The organism is Nostoc mirabile CHAB5784, assembly GCF_020829645.1.
Classification (GTDB): Bacteria; Cyanobacteriota; Cyanobacteriia; order Cyanobacteriales; family Nostocaceae; genus Nostoc; species Nostoc mirabile.
In genome coordinates this window covers 19,606-39,572 of record NZ_JAIVFS010000075.1, presented here as the reverse complement: position 1 = coordinate 39,572, position 19,967 = coordinate 19,606, and the positions used below count along the sequence as shown (strand labels likewise).

At 40.9% G+C, this 19,967-nt stretch carries 18 protein-coding genes and 3 pseudogenes; 7 read left to right on the top strand and 14 right to left on the bottom strand.

The features are described from left to right. Positions 1-101: 101 nt before the first annotated feature. Both LC653_RS47020 and LC653_RS31980 read left to right on the top strand, forming a co-directional pair. Positions 102-188: pseudogene (locus tag LC653_RS47020) on the top strand (hypothetical protein); the annotation flags it as partial. A gap of 37 nt (positions 189-225) precedes the next feature. Further along, positions 226-645, top strand: a pseudogene (locus LC653_RS31980) (IS4-like element ISSysp3 family transposase); the annotation flags it as partial. On the opposite strand, the gene LC653_RS31975 reads toward LC653_RS31980, so the two are convergent. After that, positions 625-984: a hypothetical protein gene (locus LC653_RS31975; protein WP_229498635.1), complete on the bottom strand. Its 360-nt coding sequence runs from the start codon at positions 982-984 to the stop codon at positions 625-627. The pseudogene LC653_RS31980 and the gene LC653_RS31975 sit on opposite strands and share 21 nt — an antisense overlap. A 23-nt stretch (positions 985-1,007) precedes the next feature. Here LC653_RS31975 and LC653_RS31970 point away from each other — a divergent pair, with 23 nt between their 5' ends. Then, complete coding sequence (locus tag LC653_RS31970; RefSeq protein WP_229498634.1) at positions 1,008-1,745, top strand: ParA family protein; 738 nt, start codon at positions 1,008-1,010, stop codon at positions 1,743-1,745. Further along, positions 1,742-2,689: a ParB/RepB/Spo0J family partition protein gene (locus LC653_RS31965; RefSeq protein WP_229498633.1), complete on the top strand. Its 948-nt coding sequence runs from the start codon at positions 1,742-1,744 to the stop codon at positions 2,687-2,689. Before LC653_RS31970 ends, LC653_RS31965 begins: the two co-directional genes overlap by 4 nt. 182 nt (positions 2,690-2,871) lie before the next feature. On the opposite strand, the gene rppB is transcribed toward LC653_RS31965, so the two are convergent. Both rppB and rppA read right to left on the bottom strand, forming a co-directional pair. Next, positions 2,872-4,284: a two-component system sensor histidine kinase RppB gene (gene rppB / locus LC653_RS31960; RefSeq protein WP_229498632.1), complete on the bottom strand. Its 1,413-nt coding sequence runs from the start codon at positions 4,282-4,284 to the stop codon at positions 2,872-2,874. Further along, on the bottom strand, positions 4,271-5,023 hold the full coding sequence (gene rppA, locus LC653_RS31955; protein WP_229498631.1) for a two-component system response regulator RppA: 753 nt from the start codon (positions 5,021-5,023) through the stop codon (positions 4,271-4,273). Before rppA ends, rppB begins: the two co-directional genes overlap by 14 nt. Positions 5,024-5,846: 823 nt before the next feature. Here rppA and LC653_RS31950 point away from each other — a divergent pair. After that, positions 5,847-6,941, top strand: coding sequence for a cysteine synthase family protein (locus LC653_RS31950; RefSeq protein ID WP_229498630.1), 1,095 nt, complete (start codon positions 5,847-5,849; stop codon positions 6,939-6,941). A 29-nt stretch (positions 6,942-6,970) separates the two neighbouring features. Then, positions 6,971-8,299, top strand: coding sequence for a hypothetical protein (locus LC653_RS31945; RefSeq protein WP_229498629.1), 1,329 nt, complete (start codon positions 6,971-6,973; stop codon positions 8,297-8,299). Positions 8,300-8,637: 338 nt separating this feature from the next. Here the strand turns inward: LC653_RS31945 and LC653_RS31940 are convergent, their stop codons facing one another. The 7 genes and pseudogenes from LC653_RS31940 to LC653_RS31910 form a co-directional block, all read right to left on the bottom strand. Further along, positions 8,638-9,123: a DUF2808 domain-containing protein gene (locus tag LC653_RS31940; protein ID WP_229498628.1), complete on the bottom strand. Its 486-nt coding sequence runs from the start codon at positions 9,121-9,123 to the stop codon at positions 8,638-8,640. Between the two features lie 105 nt (positions 9,124-9,228). Continuing rightward, on the bottom strand, positions 9,229-9,714 hold the full coding sequence (locus tag LC653_RS31935) for a DUF2808 domain-containing protein (protein ID WP_229498627.1): 486 nt from the start codon (positions 9,712-9,714) through the stop codon (positions 9,229-9,231). A gap of 551 nt (positions 9,715-10,265) precedes the next feature. After that, positions 10,266-10,562, bottom strand: coding sequence for a hypothetical protein (locus tag LC653_RS47015; RefSeq protein WP_308189173.1), 297 nt, complete (start codon positions 10,560-10,562; stop codon positions 10,266-10,268). Positions 10,563-10,679: 117 nt separating this feature from the next. Then, a pseudogene (locus tag LC653_RS31925) lies at positions 10,680-10,864 on the bottom strand (DUF8832 domain-containing protein); the annotation flags it as partial. Between the two features lies 1 nt (position 10,865). Beyond that, positions 10,866-11,294: a nuclear transport factor 2 family protein gene (locus LC653_RS31920; protein ID WP_229498626.1), complete on the bottom strand. Its 429-nt coding sequence runs from the start codon at positions 11,292-11,294 to the stop codon at positions 10,866-10,868. A 54-nt stretch (positions 11,295-11,348) separates the two neighbouring features. After that, complete coding sequence (locus LC653_RS31915; protein ID WP_229498625.1) at positions 11,349-11,957, bottom strand: pyridoxamine 5'-phosphate oxidase family protein; 609 nt, start codon at positions 11,955-11,957, stop codon at positions 11,349-11,351. 81 nt (positions 11,958-12,038) lie between these two features. Beyond that, positions 12,039-12,677, bottom strand: a complete 639-nt coding sequence (locus tag LC653_RS31910) for a glutathione S-transferase family protein (RefSeq protein WP_229498624.1) — start codon at positions 12,675-12,677, stop codon at positions 12,039-12,041. Between the two features lie 255 nt (positions 12,678-12,932). On the opposite strand from LC653_RS31910, the gene LC653_RS31905 reads away from it, so the two are divergent. After that, positions 12,933-13,487 (top strand): TetR/AcrR family transcriptional regulator, encoded by a 555-nt coding sequence (locus tag LC653_RS31905; protein WP_229498623.1) that lies wholly within the window; start codon positions 12,933-12,935, stop codon positions 13,485-13,487. 131 nt (positions 13,488-13,618) lie between these two features. On the opposite strand, the gene LC653_RS31900 is transcribed toward LC653_RS31905, so the two are convergent. The 4 genes from LC653_RS31900 to LC653_RS31885 form a co-directional block, all read right to left on the bottom strand. After that, positions 13,619-14,116: a hypothetical protein gene (locus LC653_RS31900; protein WP_229498622.1), complete on the bottom strand. Its 498-nt coding sequence runs from the start codon at positions 14,114-14,116 to the stop codon at positions 13,619-13,621. A gap of 37 nt (positions 14,117-14,153) precedes the next feature. After that, positions 14,154-17,279, bottom strand: coding sequence for an efflux RND transporter permease subunit (locus tag LC653_RS31895; RefSeq protein ID WP_229498621.1), 3,126 nt, complete (start codon positions 17,277-17,279; stop codon positions 14,154-14,156). Positions 17,280-17,281: 2 nt separating this feature from the next. Then, positions 17,282-18,964, bottom strand: coding sequence for an efflux RND transporter periplasmic adaptor subunit (locus tag LC653_RS31890; RefSeq protein ID WP_229498620.1), 1,683 nt, complete (start codon positions 18,962-18,964; stop codon positions 17,282-17,284). Between the two features lie 242 nt (positions 18,965-19,206). Beyond that, positions 19,207-19,923 (bottom strand): DUF305 domain-containing protein, encoded by a 717-nt coding sequence (locus tag LC653_RS31885; RefSeq protein WP_229498619.1) that lies wholly within the window; start codon positions 19,921-19,923, stop codon positions 19,207-19,209. Positions 19,924-19,967: the final 44 nt, after the last annotated feature.

Genomic DNA, 19,967 nt, shown 5'->3' with positions numbered 1-19,967 from the left:
CCCCACACCTAAAGGTGGGGGCTTGAATAATGAATAAATTTCTTTTTTTCATTAATAAATTAAGGGGCTTGTACCCTTAATGAATTAATTATTAATTACGAATTACGAATTACGAATTATTCGGTCACGTTAAAGCCAAGTTTTGTTATCTGTGCGGTACACCCATTCGAGCTAACTGCGCGAATTGCGGTGAGTTGGTGTTGTCTTTGAGACACCGATTTTGTCCAATTTGTGGCTGTGCTCAAAACTGCCGGATTAAATCTCGAAGCTACCCAGTTAGAATCAATTGCTGCTATCCAACGCCTGAGTGTATTAGCTTTGTCAGTCGCCGTGCGAATTTTACAACTGATTCAAGCACGGGATAATCCTGATTTACCAGCCACCGTTGCTTTTGACCACAACCAACAGCAATGCTTATTTACCATCGCACCAAATGTCGAAGGCAAAACTCAACTCCAACAAAATCCCTATCCTCCCCAAACCCTTGCTTGGGCGACTTGGATTATTGCTCGAATTGGTGGTTGGTCTGGTTACAGATCTCAAAAACCTCCTGGTATTACTACTTTGATTCGTGGGCTTGAGCAGTTTGAATCCGCCTTTTTTGGCTGGCAACTCGCTTTGGGTCTACTTGTGTGTACACCGTAGGTCTAGTTCCTTATCAACTAGCATCATGGTAATTGCCAGTAGAGCAAACCATGACGCATCGTGCAAACAAGTCGGAAAATCAGCAATTAAATCTACTAACTTCAGTTCTAAGATTTCTCCCCAAACGCCTATCCTAGTTGTATTGGAAACATCACAAAAATGCTCAACCTCTTCTCCAACAGATGTTTCTCCTAACCAAGTAAGATTTTCTACCCGCAAAGGAGAGGAGTAGTCATAAGTCAGCTGGTTTTGGCTATCTTCATCAGACTGTAGCCACATTAAAGCCAAGAGCATCAGCTTACAAATGCTTACTCGCTTCAGGAGAAGATATTCAAGCATAAGTCATTACTTATAATTTTTAGATGCATACCAGTGCCGCTAAGACGACAATTACACAAAATCTTGGATACCACCTCGCAAAAAAACACCGTGTACTGCTTGTGGATATGGACCCACAGGCATCGCTAACAGCCTTTATGGGATTGGGGGAAATCAAGCTCAAAACTGAGCAAACTATTTATAGTGCGATCGCTGAAGAAACTCCCCTATATATATGGGAAAAACCGATTCACGGAATGCACCTTGTACCAACAAATATCCAATTAGCAGGTACAGAGCAAAAGATTTTCCATGACCTGACCATCGACAACCGTCAACGGCTCAAGTTTGCACTCTCAAATGTACTTGACCAGTATGATTATATTTTGATTGATTGTCCGCCTTCTCTAGGAATACTAAGCATTATGAGTTTAGTAGCTGCTTCACACGTTATTATTCCTGTTGAAACACAGTATAAGTGCTATCTTGGCACCAACCAACTGCTAGAAACAATCGCCCGGCTCAAAAAAGGAGGACACCAGAAATTACAAATTGCCTGTATAATTCCAACCAAATACGATAATCGTAATCTTCAAGATACAGGAATATTAGAAGAAATTAAACAACAGGTTGAAGGACGCATCCACGTCACTGCTCCAATTCCTAAATCAACAGCTTTTCCTGACGCGACTCAGGCACATCTACCACTTGCACTCCACAAGAAAAACCACCCCGCAGTTAGCACACTCGAAGAAATTACACAATACATCACTCAACTATGAGCCAAAAACGCGAACTAGAAAAACTCACCGGACTCGATAATTTATTTGGAGATGAAGAAGAACAATCTTTATCCGATTCCACTTTACCTTTATCCCAAATCATCCTTCCGCCGAGTCAGCCCCGTCGCTATTTTGACCCTGTAAAACTCAAATCGCTCGCCGACAGCATTAAGGAAGTGGGGTTACTAGAACCCATAGTCGTTAGAAAGATTGAGGAAGACAAGTACGAACTTATCGCTGGTGAACGCCGTCTCAAAGCTTGTGAAATTGCAGAAGTTGAAGAAATTTCTGTAGTCATTATTGAGTGTGACGAAAAGAAAGCTCGTAAACTCCGCTTAGTTGAAAACCTCCAAAGGGAAGACCTCAACGCTTATGAGGAAACTATCGGAATTCTCGAACTACTTGCCGAAGAACTCGATATTGACCAAGAAGCGGTAGTCTCTCTTCTATATCAGATGAATAATGAGACAAAAGGAAATTCTAACCATAACGTTATGGTTAGTGAAGAAGCACTTGTTATACAAACAATATTCCTCCAGATAGGCAAGATATCTTGGGAATCGTTTGTATCCAACCGCCTTCCTCTACTCAAACTTCCTCAAGATATCCAAATCACCCTTGAAAAGGGTCAAATCGAGTACACTAAAGCACAAGTAATTGCACGTGTCAAGGATAACGAAAAGCGGCAAAATATTTTAAAAAAAGCTATTGAAGAAAATCTGTCATTATCTGCAATCAAAGAGTTAGTCGGGGATATTCTCCAAACTCAATCAAAAGGCAAACCGCAGTCTCCTCAGCAACAAAACAAAGAAAGAACAAGCAAAATATATAAAGCACTGATAAAGAGCAAAATCTGGGATGACGAGAAAAAAGTTAAAAAAGTTAATCGTCTTTTTGACCAAATTGAAGCACTTTTAGAAGAAAAGAAGGAGGACGCTTCTTAGCTCGACTTTATGATCTCAGTCAGTTCAGGTAGTGTCGAAAAAATGCTGGCCTATAGAACCCATTTGAGATCTTTTAGGCAAACAAGTAGAATCGACACGAAGAGGTGAATTCAAATAGGTAAGGGCTGAAAATGGGGTATTCAATGTCCCTAAAAGTTTCTGCAACAGCATCAATTTTATTGTTATTGATGTGAGCGATAATACAGCATTTTAAATGGGTAAATAGAGCGTACACTATTGAGGGGACGGATATCGAAAGGTAACTTAATAGTAAAAGTGCTGCCTTTACCGAATTCACTTTGCACATCTATACTGCCGTGGTGTGACTGAACAATAGCCTGAACAATGGCTAATCCTAATCCAGAACCACCGCTGCTACGAGAGCGATCGCTACTCACCCGATAAAAGCGATCAAAAATTCGATTCAGTTCGTGTTTTGGGATACCAATGCCTGTATCTTGAACTTTTATTACAGCATTATAGTCATTGCGATCTAAGAAAACTGTTACCTCCCCTCCTCTAGGTGTGTATTGAATTGCATTGACAATCAAATTAGAAAACAAGCGATAAAGCTGGTCAGCATTACCTATAATATTCAGAGGTTGATGCACTTGAATTAAAGATGTCAGCTTAACCCCTGCGGCAGTTGCCATCGCTTCAAATTCCTCAACTAAATCGCTAACAATATCATTTAGGCAACAAATTTCACATTGTAACTTTTGGGCTTGTCTATCTATACGTGCCAACATTAATAAATCAACAACTAAAGCCGTTAGCCGCTGATTCTGCCGCTGTATAGTTTGCAAAATATCCCGTGTCTCTTCAGAGTCTATTTGCGGCATTAAAAGTGCTGATTCTACCGTTGCACCTGTTGCAGCTAAAGGCGTTCGTAATTCATGTGCTGCATCTGCTGTAAACTGTTGAATTTGTCGATAGGATTGATAAATTGGCTGCATAGCTAATCCTGATAGCCACCAACTAGCACCAGCAATCATACCCATTGCAACTAGCAGCCCTAATACCAAAACTAATTTCACACTATCCAAGTAATGATTAAACTCTTGTAGACTTCGCCCTACTTGCATATATCCCCAATGTTGATAATTTTGGGTATGCAACTCTAGAGTAATTTGATGGTAATCTTTGCCTTTGTTGTCTTTGAGAAATTGCCAAGTTTTTTGATTAAAAAGGTCAGGTAATCCCTTTGGATAGTAACCAGCATTAGCAATCAATTTTCCGTAAATATCAAAAAAACGTATATAGTAGCTAGTCTTAGTAACAATACCAAGTAGATGACGTTTAGAATCAGGCTGTTGTTGAATACAATTACTAGCTCCAGTTCCACAGTTATCTAAATTTGGGAATAACTGATGTGCCAAAGGTTCTAAACGTCCAGGTGACTGTAGTTTTAGTTCGATACTATCGTGCAATGTTCCCGCTACAGACTCGATTTCACTATCTAAAGCCACCACATGAGCATGGAACACTGCTCGATAAAAACCGAAGGCACATAGGCTTAAAATTAAACCCATAACGATGGCATAATATAGAGCCAACCGAATACGAGTGAGTCGAAACAGCTTATTCTGATTCATGGGTGAAATTAAGACGATATCCCATACCATGCAAAGTTTCAATTGGGTTAAGACAGTCGCTATTGGTGAGCTTGCGACGTAATAAACGTATTTGCGCTGCCACTACATTGCTACTAGATTCCGCATTAACTTCCCAAATCTGGTTACGGATTTGTTCGGTAGCAACAATTTGGTTGGGATGCTTCATAAAATATTCCAATAGTTGGAACTCTTTATTAGTTAAAGGAATCCTTTGCTGTTCACCCGTAGTATTTTGTCTTACAACTGTACTGTTACCATAATCCAGAGTCAAGTTACCAACAGTCAATTGTTGGGGTTGAAAATGCGGAGAACGACGCTGCAAAGCCCGCAATCGTGCTAGCAATTCCACCATTCCAAAGGGCTTCACTAAGTAGTCATCTGCACCTGCATCTAGTCCGACAACTTTATCTTCCATTCTATCTCTAGCAGTTAGCATCAAGATAGGAAGAGGATTTCCTTTGTAACGCAGTCTTTTGCACAATTCTAAACCAGTAATTCCTGGAAGCATCCAATCAAAAATCGCTACTGTATATTGTGCCAAGCTATTTTCTAAGTAAGCCCATGCTTCATTACCATCTATTACCCAATCAACTAAGTACTTTTGTTGATTTAAGGTGCGCTTAATAGCAGCCCCCAAATCCGGCTCATCTTCGACTAGCAACACCCTCATATCAAATTGAGTAGTTAAAGGTTCGTTGTAGATTTGTGACTTAAGCATAGTTTGCAATAGGGATACCCCTATAAATAGGTTGACACTTAGATATGAAATTAGGATGAAATTCTTAAGAATTAGAATTAACCTATACAAAACCTAACAGTAGGCTGGTATCTTAGCGATACATAATCAAAGAGAAAAGACTCAGTAGACCAACTTGCCAAAATAGGGTGTGAACTTAGTTTGAGGAGTTATAGAAACTAAGTTTTGCAAGATTTCTAGTGAGTCAATAATAATTTTGACACGTTAATATGAAATAAAGATGAAATTTCAACTAGTTCAATAATATTTATGAAATTTGTTGTCATTAATTAGTTGACGTACAAATAAAGTTAGTCTTTTTCCTCTAACTTCAGTTAGATGTTACGCAAGACATATTATAGATAATCGTAACTAATTTATACGCATTTAATAACACTTTTTATTGTTGATATTTCATATCAAGCTAAAGTTAATTAGATAACAGTAAGAAAATATTACTACTGATTTTTAGAAAATATTAAAGACTCAATAAAAAATTTCATCTTGATTTCATATTACTCCTTCAATATAAAAACAGGTCACTTCCATAATGTATATCAATATTTTTGTGGACATGACTAAAGGCTTGCTCAGGTAGTTATCGATTAGACATAATTGATATTTACTTTTGGTCAAATTGAAACAGATTTAGGTGGTGATAAGCTATACAAGAAATAGTCACTACAATTCGTATTGTCAATAAAACAATGTAGTAGTGATATTGCAAATAAAAACCCGATCAAATGAGCAAGTTCATGTAGCCATGATAATTCTTACTAATTTTTGAATTTTTTGGATGGTAAATATGAATCAGCTTGCAAAATCTTCATCATTCGAGAACGTTTCTAACTGTCAATGGAACAATCATAGTAAATGGAAAAAGATTACTACCGCTGATGTTACCCAGGCAATAGGAAATGTACCAATTGTAAAACTTAGAAATATTTCCCCTGTATGTGTTGTCTCAGAATGTTTCTTGAAGTTAGAGAGCTGCAATCCCGGAGGTTCTATTAAGGAGAAAAATGCAGTCTACCTCGTTACGCGTGCGGAGGAGGAAGGGTTTCTTGTGCCTGGTAGTACGATTATCGAGTCAAGTTCAGGAAATTTCGGCGTTGGTCTGGCTATGGTAGGAGCAGTCCGAGGCTATCGAGTCATTATTGTCGTCGATGCAAAAACTGCTCCACCGTTTAGACGAATGCTGAAAGCATATGGCGCTGAACTTGTGGATGTACCGCTACATGAGGCAGACGAATCAGGCTCAATGCAGAAGGCAAGAATGAAACGAGCGCGTGAGCTTGCCGCAACTATTCCTCATGCTTGGTATCCATGTCAACACTTGAATCCTCTGAATATGGAGGCACATTCATACTACACTGCGCGTGAGATTGAAGCTCACTTTTCCTCCGATCTTGATGCTGTCGTGGTCGGTGTTAGCACGGCGGGACAAATAATGGGAATAGCTCGCTATCTTCTACCGCGATTTCCAAAAACACGTATTGTTGGCGTTGATGTCGAGGGTTCAGTCATTATGGGAACGCCAGCAAAACCATACAAGATGACAGGTGTTGGATTGTCGTTCTTTCCACCTAATCTGGATCTTTCGCTGCTTAATCGTGGTTACGTGGTGCCAGAGGCGATCGCCTACTCGGTGTGTCATGCACTCGCACGTCGTGAGGGTTTGCTTCTGGGTGCTTCCACAGGGGCAATTGTGGCTGGTGGCTTGCATTTGGCGCGCTCTCTTGGTGCTGGTGCGCGAATTCTGATGATCAATCCAGACGGAGGGGATAGATATCTTGAAACAGTCTACGACGACCATTGGCTTGACCGTTATGGATTTACCCTCAAAGAAGGAAAGCATCTTGATGATGCGATCGCCTCACTGACTCCTGTGTATTTTTAGTGGCTTATTATATAGTGCTGAAAAATTTCATGAACACCTCACCCCAGCAGGAACAGGAAGCTAATAAAACAGCCTCCCAGCGATCGCTATTGATGTTACTCGCCCAGTTTATACCTCTTTCCTTGACTGATGTAGCAATGACTCTGGGCGATCCGCTTCAGACTGCTGCACTCAGTCGCCTGGCCTTCCCACAAGAGACATTAGCCGGAGTTGGGGTAGTCAAAGGGGTTGCCGTATTTCTAGAAAGCCCCATTATCATGATTCTTCATGCCTCAACCGCCCTTGGAGGGCAAGTCAAATCTCGCCGCGCACTTTGGCAATTTACAGTAATTGCAGGACTTTTTCTCAGTGGCATTTTTCTTTTACTCACTTGGGAGCCTTTGTATAACTGGCTTCTTTTAGAGGTATTTGGCGTTAGCCCATTTATTGCAGCGCAAGGGAGAACTGCTTTTTTATTGATGTTCCTGTGGCCTTTTGTAATTGCTTGGCGACGATTCTTTCAGGGGCTGCTTATCCGTGCTCAAAAGAGCGTAGCTGTAGGATGGGCAGGTGTGGCGCGATTGACTTGGGTAATTGTGGCACTGACAGTGGGGGTTAGTCTTAGAAGTGACGGGGCATTTCTTGCAGGTATCACCATGATGGGAGCCATACTTATTGAAGCAGTACTGGTCACATGGTTTTGTTTGCGTTTTGGCACTATTTCTATTCTTAAAGGGCAAGTAGATTCTGAAACTAAGAAACTGCCTAAAACCTTTCGAGGAGTCGCCTTTTACTATCTTCCTTTAGCCTCAACAATGCTTATTGTTTGGGGTGCAAGGGCAATACTCTTAAGTCTGATTGCTCGCTCATTCGATGGCAGTCTTGCACTCGCTGTGTGGCCCGCTACTTGGGGGTTAGTTCTTTCAATCGCCAACGGTACGCGAATGATTCAACAAGTAGTAATTTCTACTTATGAAGAAACTTCCAGGCGGACACTTGTTGCTTTTGTGGTTCTTGTGGGTTTAGGCTTTACTGTGATACCAATTTTTCTTGGGTTTACGGGCAAAGGGTTCTTGTTACTTGGTCAGTTTTTGGGAAATAATATATCTCTTGTGGAAGCAGCTCGTCCAGTTGTACAAATACTGTCATTTTTCCCTCTGCTCCTAGCACTGCAAAATACGTTTCAAGGGCTGCTTATTCACCGCGCAAAGAACTGGTTCATCAACCTTGCAACATTAGTTGCCGCAGCTTTCACCCTGATAGTATGTGGAAGTCTGATTTTTACTAGACATAACGGAGCGACTTCAGCAGCGTATGGAATGCTTGCGGGTACTGTCAGTGAAATTATAGTGCTTTTTTTCGCACTGCAACGTAAATGAGGGAGTCAAAAGACAAACAGTACTTCTTCTTTCCATAACAGATGGTGCGTTATCCTAAGATGAAAATGAGCGCGATAGCTACGCTCGCCGCAGGCATCGCATTCATTTTCATTTAGTTATCTTTGGTCAATTTAGACAGTATTGTCTATGAAAGTTTTAGCATTGCTTTTCACTGCAAGGACGGCCGAGATAAACAGACATCTGCCAAGGTAAACACTGTAATAACATAAATCGGCTTTTTCATCCCAATATTTATTCAATAAATAACTCCTTGAAGTTGTTATTTATTGGCTTGACATCTGCGGCTAAATTTATAAACAGTAGTTTTATCTAGCGAATCAAGGATAAGTCTGAACCAGAGCTAGACCAAGTGGGATTTCTTGCGTGAATCCAATTTTCTTAGCATAGACTTGATACTGCCAAGTTTCGCCAGAACCTGGTTCATACATTGGAGTATTGACTCCTCTCATTAAAATTGAGAGCTTTGTTTCAGGGTTTATTGGTTGTGAAAAAGCTACAGTAGCTTTTTGTCCATTAATAGAAACTGTAGTGGGAATTTTTTGTCCTGATTGATTTTTAACCTCAATTCCTCTATCAATTTTCACTTCTTCAGGCAAATTAATTGTAAGTCCTGCCAGAGGTTTACCCTGTACATGAACTTGAAATTTATGAGTAGCATCTAGGGCAGAAGTATGATTAGGAGTTGCAGCACTTTTCATTAAATGGGAAGCGCTAAAATCACCTGGTTTTCCACTTGCCCATACAGCAGGAACTGAAGATGCAATTGTTAGAGTAAATGCAACAGTATAAATCAATTTTTTCATCTTGATTATCCTCAATAATTAACTTGATTGTCTCTCTATATATCAGTTTTACATTTACTTATGAAATTCCTATGAAATATCATAATTACTATCTAAACTTATAGCTTAGTAGAGACGAAACCAAGCTACACCTATGGGAATTTCTGCATCAATGCCAACCTCTCTAGCTGAGAAGCTGTAGACAGAACCATTACCAAGATTTCGTCTTTTTATTTTTTTAAGGTCAATCTCTAACTTAGTGTTAGGAGCAACTGGTTCGACGAAAGCTAGTAGTATTGTTTTACCGTTGACAGATACATTAGTGTTAATTTTCTGCCCCTTTTCATCCACGACATGGATATCCTCAATGTTATTACTTATAGTTATATTGTCTGGAACTTTGACAAGTATTTGGGTAACAGCTTTGCTATTTTGGGGAACGTGGAAACGGAAAGTATGTCTAAAAATTCCCCAGCGTGTGGGAGGGAATTGTGAATTTCCATCAATATGGGGAACCCTATCATCATCTGTTCTAGCACTTGCATAGCTAGGAGCAATAATAGCTGTGCTATTCAGAGTTAATACAATGGCGTAAATCAATGAACTCTTCATATTTCCTCCAAAATAATTAAACACGTCAGCTAGATTGTAGCTTCATGCTTTGTGAGTGAATCTGTTCTTAATAAATACATCAAAGCTTGGCAAAGCCATATTTAACTACCCCATTTATACAGCCGTTAATCAGGATAAATAGGTAGTTAGCTTGCCCTTATCAGGTTCAAATTGTCTGTGATATTTTTGCTGAAGAGGTATAGTATCTCTATCTACTAGCATGACAAGTCATAATGAAATCAAGATGAAATTTCAACAGTTATCATTAAAATCTACAAATAAATTAAAGTATAGGAAATTGAGCTTCACCTATAGGAATCTCTACGCCACTACCAACGACTTTAGCTGAAATATGGTAGATAGAATTAGAACCCAGAATTGGTTGTTGTACTTTGTTGAGATTTATTTGCAACTTAGTAGTGCTAGAAGTAACTGGTTCAGGAAAATCTATAATAATTCTTCTAGTATTTAAAGAGATATTAATTTTGATTTTTTGACTAAAAACGAAAAGGATACAAGCCCCTGAATTTATTTATGGGGATCATTAATTTTTAATTTTTAATTCGGAGCGAAGCGACGTGACCTTTATCATCCAATATATCAATATCATTACTTACAGCTACTGTAGATGGAACGTCAATCATTAGCTGGGAAAGAGCGTTACCATTTTTAGGAATGTGTAATTGGAATGTCTGTTTAACAAGTTCCCAACTAGCAGGAGTGGATTGCAAACTATTCTCAATATTAGCAACCTTGTTATTGTTCGTTTTTGCATTTGCATAGCCACTATAAATCAGAGCTGCGGTAGCTACACTACATACAGCGGCAAAAACCAGTGTTCTCTTCATTTTGACTGTTAAATTAAGAAGCTATGTCAACTAGATTGCAGATTAATTTTTAGCTAATAAATCTTTACAAAACCAGCATGACAGGTAGTTATGAAATCGAGATGAAATTTTAAATGATTATTGTACGTCTACCCAGAAATCAGCAGTGATAATTTTACTATTACGATTGAACTGACCCACCTTTTAGATTTTCCTGATTTTGGGAAACTGGTTATTAAGTGAACTTTACCATCTGGAGTGTTTTTCAATGCATGAGTATGAATATAGTTTGCTTGTATTAACAGCGATGACTGCTTGAGAAGTTTAAAATATTCGTTCCCATCGAAACTTCCGTTCAAACTCTTGAATTGACACATCATTGATGCTAGCTTCACGCAAGAGCATTAATCCATTTTCTGCAAACTCCCACTGTTCATTACCATAGGCGCGATACCAGTAACCAGAATCATCGTGCCACTCATACTCAAAGCAAACAGAAATTCGATTTTCTGTAAAACTCCACAGTTCCTTCTTCAAACGGTAGTCTAGTTCTTTTGCCCACTTTCGTTTTAAGAAAGCCTTGATTTGTTCCCGTCCGCTGAAGAATTCGGTGCGATTGCGCCACTGAGAATCTTCAGTGTAAGCTAAGGCGACTCGTTCCGGATCGCGGGTATTCCAGGCATCTTCTGCAACTTGAACTTTTACTTTAGCAGTTTCCAGTGTAAAGGGCGGTAAAGGTGGTTTAGTTTCCATAAAGTTGTTCGTGATTGCAAAAGTTTATCCCTTGTTGATCTGTTAATTTATAAATTAGCGAATTGACGATTTAGAGTTTGTGCTATCGCCCTGAAGCATTTCCAGTTCCGCAATTCTAGCTTGCAGTGCAGCAACTTCCTGCTCAGAGTAGCGAATGGGAATATGTTGTGGACAATTCCAGTTCCAGGCTTCAACTTGAAATAGAATAACTCGTTCAATTTCTGAGTCATCATCAGGCACTTTCAGTCGATTAATCAGTTCGATATCACCTTCTATATATCTTGCTCGTCCCCAAATTTTGAGCCGTTTGCGATGACGATAATCCATTAGAAAAAGAAAGGCTTTGTCATTCTCTGAAAGATTGCCAAGCGTAACATACTGAACGTTGCCTTTGAAGTCAGCAAAGCCCAATGTTTTTTCATCTAGAGCTTTGAGAAAACCTGGATAGCCTCCACGAAACTGAATATAGGGATAGCCATTGGAACTAACAGTTCCCAAATAAAATCCATCCATTTGAGCAATGAATTCTTCAATTTCAGGCGTAACCGAATCGTTAAGAGGCCCACTTTGTTCAAATCGAGCGTAAGTTTCTCTCGAACCACGTTGTGCTTGGGCAGCTTTAACAGCGGGAGTGAAAGCAATTTTTGTAAATTTACGGGGCATGGTATTTTCCTCCTGATAACCTTTGTCTCGATGGGAGAGTTAAGAAGATAATTGACCCTCACCATCTACCGCTTTACATCACTACACCGTTGCAGGAGCCTCAATTCCCTGCATTGCAATAAAGCCAGGAAGTTGCTTAACTCTGGCGATCCAGCGTTGAACGTGAGGATAGGGTGAAAGAGCAATTTTGCCATCAGGAGCCAGAGCCACATAGGGAAAGACTGCCACATCTGCGATTGTGGGATGTTCAAATTCTAGCCAAGTGCGTAGGTGTAGCCCGTCGTAGACATCGCTCAAATGCTGATTCAGCTGAGTGAGAATAAACTCTGCTTTTTGAGTTGCCTGGTCAATATTAATGCTGGTTACACCAAACAGATAGTAAAGACGAGCATTTTCAGTACCTTGACGAATTTCACCCGCAGTCGTGGACAACCAACGCACAACTCGACTGAGGGGTACGGTATCTAGGGGTAGCCATTGATTGCCACCGTACTGACGAGCCAGATAGACTAAAATCGATTGAGCATCAGCAAGGATTGTGTCACCATCCACTATCACAGGAACCTGACCGAAGGGATTTAAAGCAAGAAACTCTGGTGATTTATGCTCACCTTTCATCAAATCGACTTTGATCCATTCGTGTTCAAGATTCAGGAGCGACAGCAAAAGCTTGACTTTGTAGCAGTTGCCCGACAGTTCATGACCATAGAGCTTAATCATAGGTTAGTTCTCCAGATTGGGAAAAACAATAAATAGCCAGTAATTCATGCTCTAGCTGAAACACAGAAGCAAAGAACCAAATCTCATTGCAGCAAACCTATGTCTCAGATGCAACATATAGCTGTTTTTGAAGTACTTCAAAGACACCTCCTTGCAGGCATTGTAGATTGCTTAATTACTGTACCGTTCGTTCGGTAAATAAACTGTACCGACCATTTGGTACAATGTCAAGAGGTAAACTCAAAATTGCTTTCTATGCCAAAAGACACTTACATTCCCTGCCTGCTGCGACTGTTTCGGCAATATGGCTACGATGGAGCCACCCTATCTAAGATTTCTGAAGCTACAGGTCTTGGCAAAGCAAGCCTTTACCATCACTTTCCTGGTGGTAAGGATGAGATGGTAAATGCTGTATTGAGTTACCTTGAAGGAAAGTTGGAGCAACACATTCTCCAAGCCCTCCGCAGCGAGGGAGATGCTTTAACGCGGTTCCAGAGAATGTGTGACCACATTAGTGAACTCTATGAAGAGGGAAAACAACCCTGCCTATTTGCCATCTTGTTGATGGGATCGGCACGAGATGTCTTTCATACCAAATTGCAAACTCTACTGCGTACCTGGATTGATGCGATCGCAGAGGTTTTGATAGCAGCAGGATTGGATGAAACACTAGCCAAGCAACGAGGGGAAGATGCTGCGATCGCCATTCAAGGTAGTCTGATTCTGTCACACGGGTTGAATGATTTTGTTCCTTTTCAAAGAATCATCAAACAATTACCGCAACAACTATGCCAGGATCTAGATACATAAGATTTCGGTTGCCTCTTAACAGATAACCAAAGCCACACAAATTCACTGTTATGCAGGCGGCACTTGTGTAAGGGATACGGCAGTCCTAGCAAGGTATTTTTACCATGTAAAAACTTTGCGAACAATATGAGTTAGCGATTAAAACTAAAACGCCCGTCTACCTTTTTACCTTTAACATCAGCAGATACTTTCACTTGATACTGACCAGATGCTTTTTCGGTCAGCAGAGCAGTGTAGTGTTTATCATTGGCATCATAGCTGAAAGGAATTGTTTTTTGTTTCCCATCCGGTAGCTGAACTTGAGCTGACACTTTGGCATTAGGTACTGTTTCGTGATCATCACCTGTTTGCAAATATAAATCCATGTGAGTTTGATTAGCTTCCTTCTCTGGCACAAACTCTAAATGATAGTCTCCTGTCTCTACTACTTGACCACCTTTAGAAGCACCATGTTGGTTACCTGTTTTAGCAGCAGGTGAAGCAGAAGGAGTTGGAGATACAGAAGTAAAGTTAGAGGTTCCCGAACTATTATTATCTGTACTAACAGTTTCATCGCTGTTACTACAAGCGCCTAAAAAAAATAGTCCGACGCTTGCTAAAAGTACAAAGCTGAGTTTGAGATCTCGCATTTAATTACTCCTCATCTAAAAAATGTAGTATTGTAAATCAATTATTTAGAACAACTCCAACTGTTTTATTATCCTCTTTTGCTACTCTGCTTTGCTTTGTGAATAAATACTTAGCAAACCTTACATATAAGGCAGGTAAAACTACTAGAGTTAAAGCTGTAGAAGTAAACAAACCACCTAAGACAACTATCGAAAGTGGTTGGAGAATTTCTTTTCCTGCACCAGTTTCAATTACTAAAGGTGCTAATCCTAAAGCTGAGGTAAAAGCTGTCATCAAAATGGCATTTAAACGTTCCATTGACCCTTTAATCAAAACTTCTTTAAGTGGTATACCTTCAGCAAATTTAGTGTTGTAATTATCCACAAGTAACAAACCATTGCGGGTAGCAACTCCAAATAGAGTAACAAAACCAACTAAAGAAGCAATGGACAGAACCCCACCAGACAAAGCGACTGAAAATACTCCCCCCACCAACGCTAAAGGTAAATTAATCATAATCATGGCGGTAGAAGGAATAGATTTGACAGAAAGGTACATAATTACTGTAATTGCGACAAAGGCGATCGCACTCGAAATTAAGATATTCTGAGTTGCTCTTTCTTCCGCCTCGAATTGTCCCGCATACTGGATATAGTAACCAGAGGGTGGATGTACCTGTTGATTAACTTTGTCTCTAATTTCATTAACGATAGAGCGCAAATCTCTACCATTAGCGTTAGCAGAAACAACAATCAAGCGGGATACATTTTCTCTATTTATAGTATTGGGCCCAGTACCGATTTCAATTGCAGCAACCTGTGCTAAAGGAATTTTTTGACCATTAGGAGTATCAACTAACAAATTGCGAATCGTATCCAAATTTTGCCTTGCATCTGGCTTTAACCATACAACTAAATCGAAAGTTTGTTGTTTTTCTAAAACTTGAGATACTACCCGTCCATTGAGAGCAGTTTCAATAATTTCGGAAAGTTTGCCTACTGTCAAACCATATCGTGCAGCAGCAGGTCGATTGAACTGAATTTGTATTTGTTCAATCGGTATTTGGGGTTCTAGTTGTAAATCTACAATCCCATTAACGGTTTTCATTACAGCATCAACTTGCTGTCCAATAGTGCGGAGTTGTTCTAAGTCGGGGCCGAAGATTTTGATTGCGATCGCACTTCTCACCCCAGACAACACTTCATCCATGCGATGTGAGATAAAACCGCCAATATTTGGCGCTACCCCTGGTAACTTAGCGAATTCCTCCCGTAACTTCTCAATCGTCCCTTCCCTGTCTTTCATCCCTGCGTCGCTTAACTCGATATCCAAGTGTCCTAAATTTACCCCTGCTGCATCCCCATCTCCTGGCGCACGTCCAGAACGCAATTGCACATAGGGAAATCTGGAGTCTCCCTTGAGTGCGTGCTGAAGTGCTTCACCAGCCGCATTAGTAGCTTCTAGAGAAACGCCCGGATAAAGAGTTAGGGTATTTACCAAAGTCTGCTCCTGAAACTCTGGTAAAAATATTCTGCCAAAGGAGGGGACAATTACAGTAGCAGCCACTAAACTAGCAATCGCAGCGCCTATAACAATTCCAGAACGCCGCAGAGAAAATGTTAATAGAGGACGGTACAGCCCCTTAAAAAATCTCGCAACCCAAGGTTCTGTTTCAGGCAAGCGACCATAAGGCAGTAAAATTGCACATAAAGCTGGAGTCACCGTCAATGCCGTAATACTAGAGGCTATAACTGCTGCCATATAGCCTAATCCCATTGGGATAAAAATGCTGCCTCCTACACCAGCCAAAGCAAAAACTGGAGAAAAGACAACTATGGTAATGATGGTAGCTCCGAATACTGAATCCCGTACCTCTTGACAACCGTCAAATACAACATCTAAAACCGGACGCGGGTTGGGGGAGTATTTATTTTCTCGCAGGTTACGGTAGACATTCTCGGCATCGACAATTGCATCATCAACCGCTGAACCAATTGCTACTGCTAACCCTCCTAAAGTCATGGTATTTAAACCTTGTCCCAACCAATTTAGTAATAGTACTCCTAGTAATAAAGATAAAGGTAGGGCAGTTAAACAAATAGCCAGATTTCGCCAATTCATTAAAAAGGGAATTAGAATTAAAGCAACAATAATGCTGCCTTCAATTAAAGCTTCTCGAACATTTTCAATCGAAGAATCGATATAGTTTTCTTGACGAAAAGTAGGTGTGACTTTGATATCTTTGGGTAAGCCTGCTTGAATCTCTGACATCGCTGACTCTATAGCACGGGTGACAGTAGGAGTATCGGCTTGAGGCTGTTTGTTAATCATCACAATAACTGCCTTTTGACCGTTGAAACTGCCATCACCTCGTTTAATAGCTGCACCGATTTGTATGTCAGCAACATCGGAGATTTTCACAGGTGTACCATTGCGAGCAGTAATCACTGATTGTTGTAATTCTTCAATAGATTCAATCCGCCCAATCCCTCGAATTAACTTTTCTCGGTCAGGAGTAATTAAATAGCCACCAGGCGCATTCACATTGGCAGCTTCGGCTGCTTGCTCTACGTCTTCTAAGGTGACATTAAAGGCTCTTAGCTTCGCTGGATCGACTAATACTTGATATTGGCGGACATCACCACCATACGCTACAACTTGACTAACACCAGGTACAGCTAAAAGGCGATTTGTCACTTGCCAATCAACAATGCGCCGCACTTCCATTAAAGAAGTATTTTCTGATGTAAAAGCATATTGCAGTACAGTGCCAATGGGAGAGCTTGTAGGGGAAATTTGCGGAGTTTCTACCCCCGACGGAAGTTTACTTTGAGCTTGTTGTAATCGCTCTGTTACCAGCTGACGAGCTTGATAAATATCAGTGTCCCAATCAAAAATGACTTTAACGACAGAAATTCCTGCTGCTGAAGATGAGCGTACTGCTGTCACTCCAGGCGTACCGTTAATTGCACTTTCAATTGGTAAAGTTACCAGGGATTCTAATTCTTCGGGGGCGAGTCCTGGTGCTTCAGTTTGAATTTCAACTTGGGGTGGTGCAAAGCTAGGGAAAACATCCAAGGGCATTTGGATAATCGTCCGAAATATCCAAATTGTTAGGATAATCGTACCAAGGATAACTAACCAACGGCGAGCGATCGCCCACTTAATGATGGCACTCAGCATTGTTATTTCTGAATATTAACTTCTGAATCTTTACTCGCCACACGATGGTTATCATTGAATTCTGGCGATGCATCTACTTGTGCGGAACTATTGAGATGTTCTTCTGTAACGTAACCAATTCCTGTAGCTAAGTGATATTGATGTCTGCTACGACGACCAGCCCAGAAAGTACCTGCCATAAAAGCTACAGTAGCTAGTACAGCTCCTCCCCCTGCTGCAATCCACCAAGGTACTGGCAAGCTACGCGTTTTAGTCTCTGTTGTTTGTGCAGGAGTTTCCGTGTGTTCGCCTGCTTTTGTCTTGCTATCACCCCGCAAAGATTGAGCATAAAGTTGCGGTGCGCGCTGGGTAACTATCAAATCACCCTCGAATAAACCAGTTTTTACCTCAACCATGTCTCCAGAGATTTGACCTAAAGTAACTTCAACAGGCTGATAGGCGTTACCATTTTGCACATAAACCTGTTTCTTGCCATTTGCTTCAACCACAGCCGCACTGGAAATAGCCAAGATAGCTGACGATGCTTGATTTGTCAAAACTTCTAGTTCTGCAAACATTCCAGGCTTGAGAACTCCACCTGGATTATCTATTTCGGTTTTTACAGGCACAATGCGCGTATCACCTGCTACCACAGATTCAATTACGGCAATTCGTCCGCTAAAGGTGCGATTAGGTACAGAAGCCACCTTCAAGCTTACTCGTTGACCAGTCTTAACTTTGTCTAAATCTTTTTCATAAATATTCGCTGTGGCAAAAACGCGGCTGTCATTAACAATCGTCATTAACTTGCCACCCGCGTCTTGGAATGTTTGACCGAGAGTAACTTCCCTGTCAGCAACCTTCCCAGCAATCGGCGCACTCACCGTTACCAGTCCTTGAGCATTAGCGCGGTTTCCTAGTTGAGAAAGCCGAGTTTGATACGTGGTGTTACTAAGTTGGATTTTTGATTTAGCCAGATCAACAGATGACTGAGCCGTTTTGAGTTGAGCCTCAGCTTCGATAACATCACGGCGGCTGTTAGCTGTGGTTAATTTAGCTTTAGCTTCTGCTAACTGGGTTTGGGATTCTAGAGCTGTGCGACGTGGCAAAGCACCAGAATCAGCTAACTGTCTGTCTTTGTTATACTTTTCTTGAGCAAATGCCACTTGGCTCTGTGCTTGAGCTATTTCAGCTGCGGCTATTTGCTGATAGCGATCATAATTTTGCTGGGCTAGCCTTAAGTCGGCTTGGCTGGAGCGCAAATTAGCTTGACCTTCTGCTAATTTTTCCTGGGAGTTAACGCGTAGTTCCACTAAGTCAGGACTGGACACAACAGCTACAGGTTGGTCTTTCTGAACGTTTGCACCGGGTTCTACTAATAACTCAACCACTTTCGCCCCTGAAATTGGGGTAGTCACTTCCACTTTTTGGCTAGGTAAAGTTTCAATTTGCCCAGTGGTTTTAATACCAACGACTAGTTGTTGGCGTTTAACTGGCTCAACTTTAATTCCTAACCGTTGGGCAGTTTGAGTGTCAACTTGAATGGAGCCAGTTGTTGGGGTGACTCCACTTTCTCCTTGAAATTCATTTCCGTGTCCGCCGTGGGCTAAAACTACTATGGGACTTGCCAATAACAGCAGGCTCAAAAGTGTACCAGAAACACAACGCATGGTTACAATTGGTTGAAAACGCAGAGAGTTAGGCATTGCTATCAGAAATCCTGAAGTATGGGGACAAAGGAACTGCGATCGGGTATTTATATTTGGTATTTGGTAAAAAAAGCTAGCTTTTTTGGGGGATTTTTCTGCACCTCATTCCCAGTCTTTCATCTCAAAATGAAATTGGCATGAAATTGAGAATTGAGAAAGTAGCTTTTTTTGACATCCAGAATTCTCAATTGCATCGGCAAACTTTGTACCCGTTTCTAAGTAGAGATTGAAACTTGAGACTACTGGTTATACCAAGCTTTGCGCCACTCTTTCATTTGGTTAATCTCTGCATCTTGCGATTCGATAATATTTTCAGCCAAGTTTTTGATTTCAGGACGCTGAGACTTTTGTAAAGCATCTTTCGCCATAACTACAGCTGATTCATGGTGAGGAATCATCGCGTTAATAAAACGCAGGTCAAATTCTGCATCAGCTGCACCCAAGTCCATGTTCATCATCATGGACTGCATTTGCTCAGGTGACATCTCCATCATGTGACCCATTTTGGCATCATAAGCCATTGGTTTATCTCCCGCTTTGGGATACCAAGCTTTACGCCACTGTTTCATCTGCGTAATTTCTTGGTTTTGTGATTTGATAATTTCGTCTGCTAGCTTTTTGATCTCAGGACGTTGCGATTTTTGCTGTGCTTCCTTGGCCATTACCGTTGCTCCCTGATGGTGCGGAGTCATCGCATCAATAAAGCGCAAATCATAGTTAGCATCGGCTGGACCTAAATCCATTGCCATGCTGTGATTCATCATGCCACCATCGTGGTTCATCGGTTGCTTATCGCTAGTATCAGTGGCAGTGTTAGTAGGGTTTGGTGCTTGACTTTGGTTTTGGGAAGTGGGTGTAGAACAGGCTGTCAATACGCTGCTGGAAAAAGAGGCGATCGCTACCAAAGTCAATGACAAAAAGCTGTTTTTCAGAGTAGAACGTTGCATAGGGAGCATCTAAATATTTCCTGATTTCATTTTCCAATCTCCAGTTGGCTGGA

Excerpts from the sequence above, each read along its gene's own strand:
- LC653_RS31975 (WP_229498635.1), bottom strand. The coding sequence starts at position 984 with ATGCTTGAATATCTTCTCCTGAAGCGAGTAAGCATTTGTAAGCTGATG.
- LC653_RS31970 (WP_229498634.1), top strand. The coding sequence starts at position 1,008 with ATGCATACCAGTGCCGCTAAGACGACAATTACACAAAATCTTGGATAC.
- LC653_RS31965 (WP_229498633.1), top strand. The coding sequence starts at position 1,742 with ATGAGCCAAAAACGCGAACTAGAAAAACTCACCGGACTCGATAATTTA.
- rppB (WP_229498632.1), bottom strand. The coding sequence starts at position 4,284 with ATGAATCAGAATAAGCTGTTTCGACTCACTCGTATTCGGTTGGCTCTA.
- rppA (WP_229498631.1), bottom strand. The coding sequence starts at position 5,023 with ATGCTTAAGTCACAAATCTACAACGAACCTTTAACTACTCAATTTGAT.
- LC653_RS31950 (WP_229498630.1), top strand. The coding sequence starts at position 5,847 with ATGAATCAGCTTGCAAAATCTTCATCATTCGAGAACGTTTCTAACTGT.
- LC653_RS31945 (WP_229498629.1), top strand. The coding sequence starts at position 6,971 with ATGAACACCTCACCCCAGCAGGAACAGGAAGCTAATAAAACAGCCTCC.
- LC653_RS31940 (WP_229498628.1), bottom strand. The coding sequence starts at position 9,123 with ATGAAAAAATTGATTTATACTGTTGCATTTACTCTAACAATTGCATCT.
- LC653_RS31935 (WP_229498627.1), bottom strand. The coding sequence starts at position 9,714 with ATGAAGAGTTCATTGATTTACGCCATTGTATTAACTCTGAATAGCACA.
- LC653_RS47015 (WP_308189173.1), bottom strand. The coding sequence starts at position 10,562 with ATGAAGAGAACACTGGTTTTTGCCGCTGTATGTAGTGTAGCTACCGCA.
- LC653_RS31920 (WP_229498626.1), bottom strand. The coding sequence starts at position 11,294 with ATGGAAACTAAACCACCTTTACCGCCCTTTACACTGGAAACTGCTAAA.
- LC653_RS31915 (WP_229498625.1), bottom strand. The coding sequence starts at position 11,957 with ATGCCCCGTAAATTTACAAAAATTGCTTTCACTCCCGCTGTTAAAGCT.
- LC653_RS31910 (WP_229498624.1), bottom strand. The coding sequence starts at position 12,677 with ATGATTAAGCTCTATGGTCATGAACTGTCGGGCAACTGCTACAAAGTC.
- LC653_RS31905 (WP_229498623.1), top strand. The coding sequence starts at position 12,933 with ATGCCAAAAGACACTTACATTCCCTGCCTGCTGCGACTGTTTCGGCAA.
- LC653_RS31900 (WP_229498622.1), bottom strand. The coding sequence starts at position 14,116 with ATGCGAGATCTCAAACTCAGCTTTGTACTTTTAGCAAGCGTCGGACTA.
- LC653_RS31895 (WP_229498621.1), bottom strand. The coding sequence starts at position 17,279 with ATGCTGAGTGCCATCATTAAGTGGGCGATCGCTCGCCGTTGGTTAGTT.
- LC653_RS31890 (WP_229498620.1), bottom strand. The coding sequence starts at position 18,964 with ATGCCTAACTCTCTGCGTTTTCAACCAATTGTAACCATGCGTTGTGTT.
- LC653_RS31885 (WP_229498619.1), bottom strand. The coding sequence starts at position 19,923 with ATGCTCCCTATGCAACGTTCTACTCTGAAAAACAGCTTTTTGTCATTG.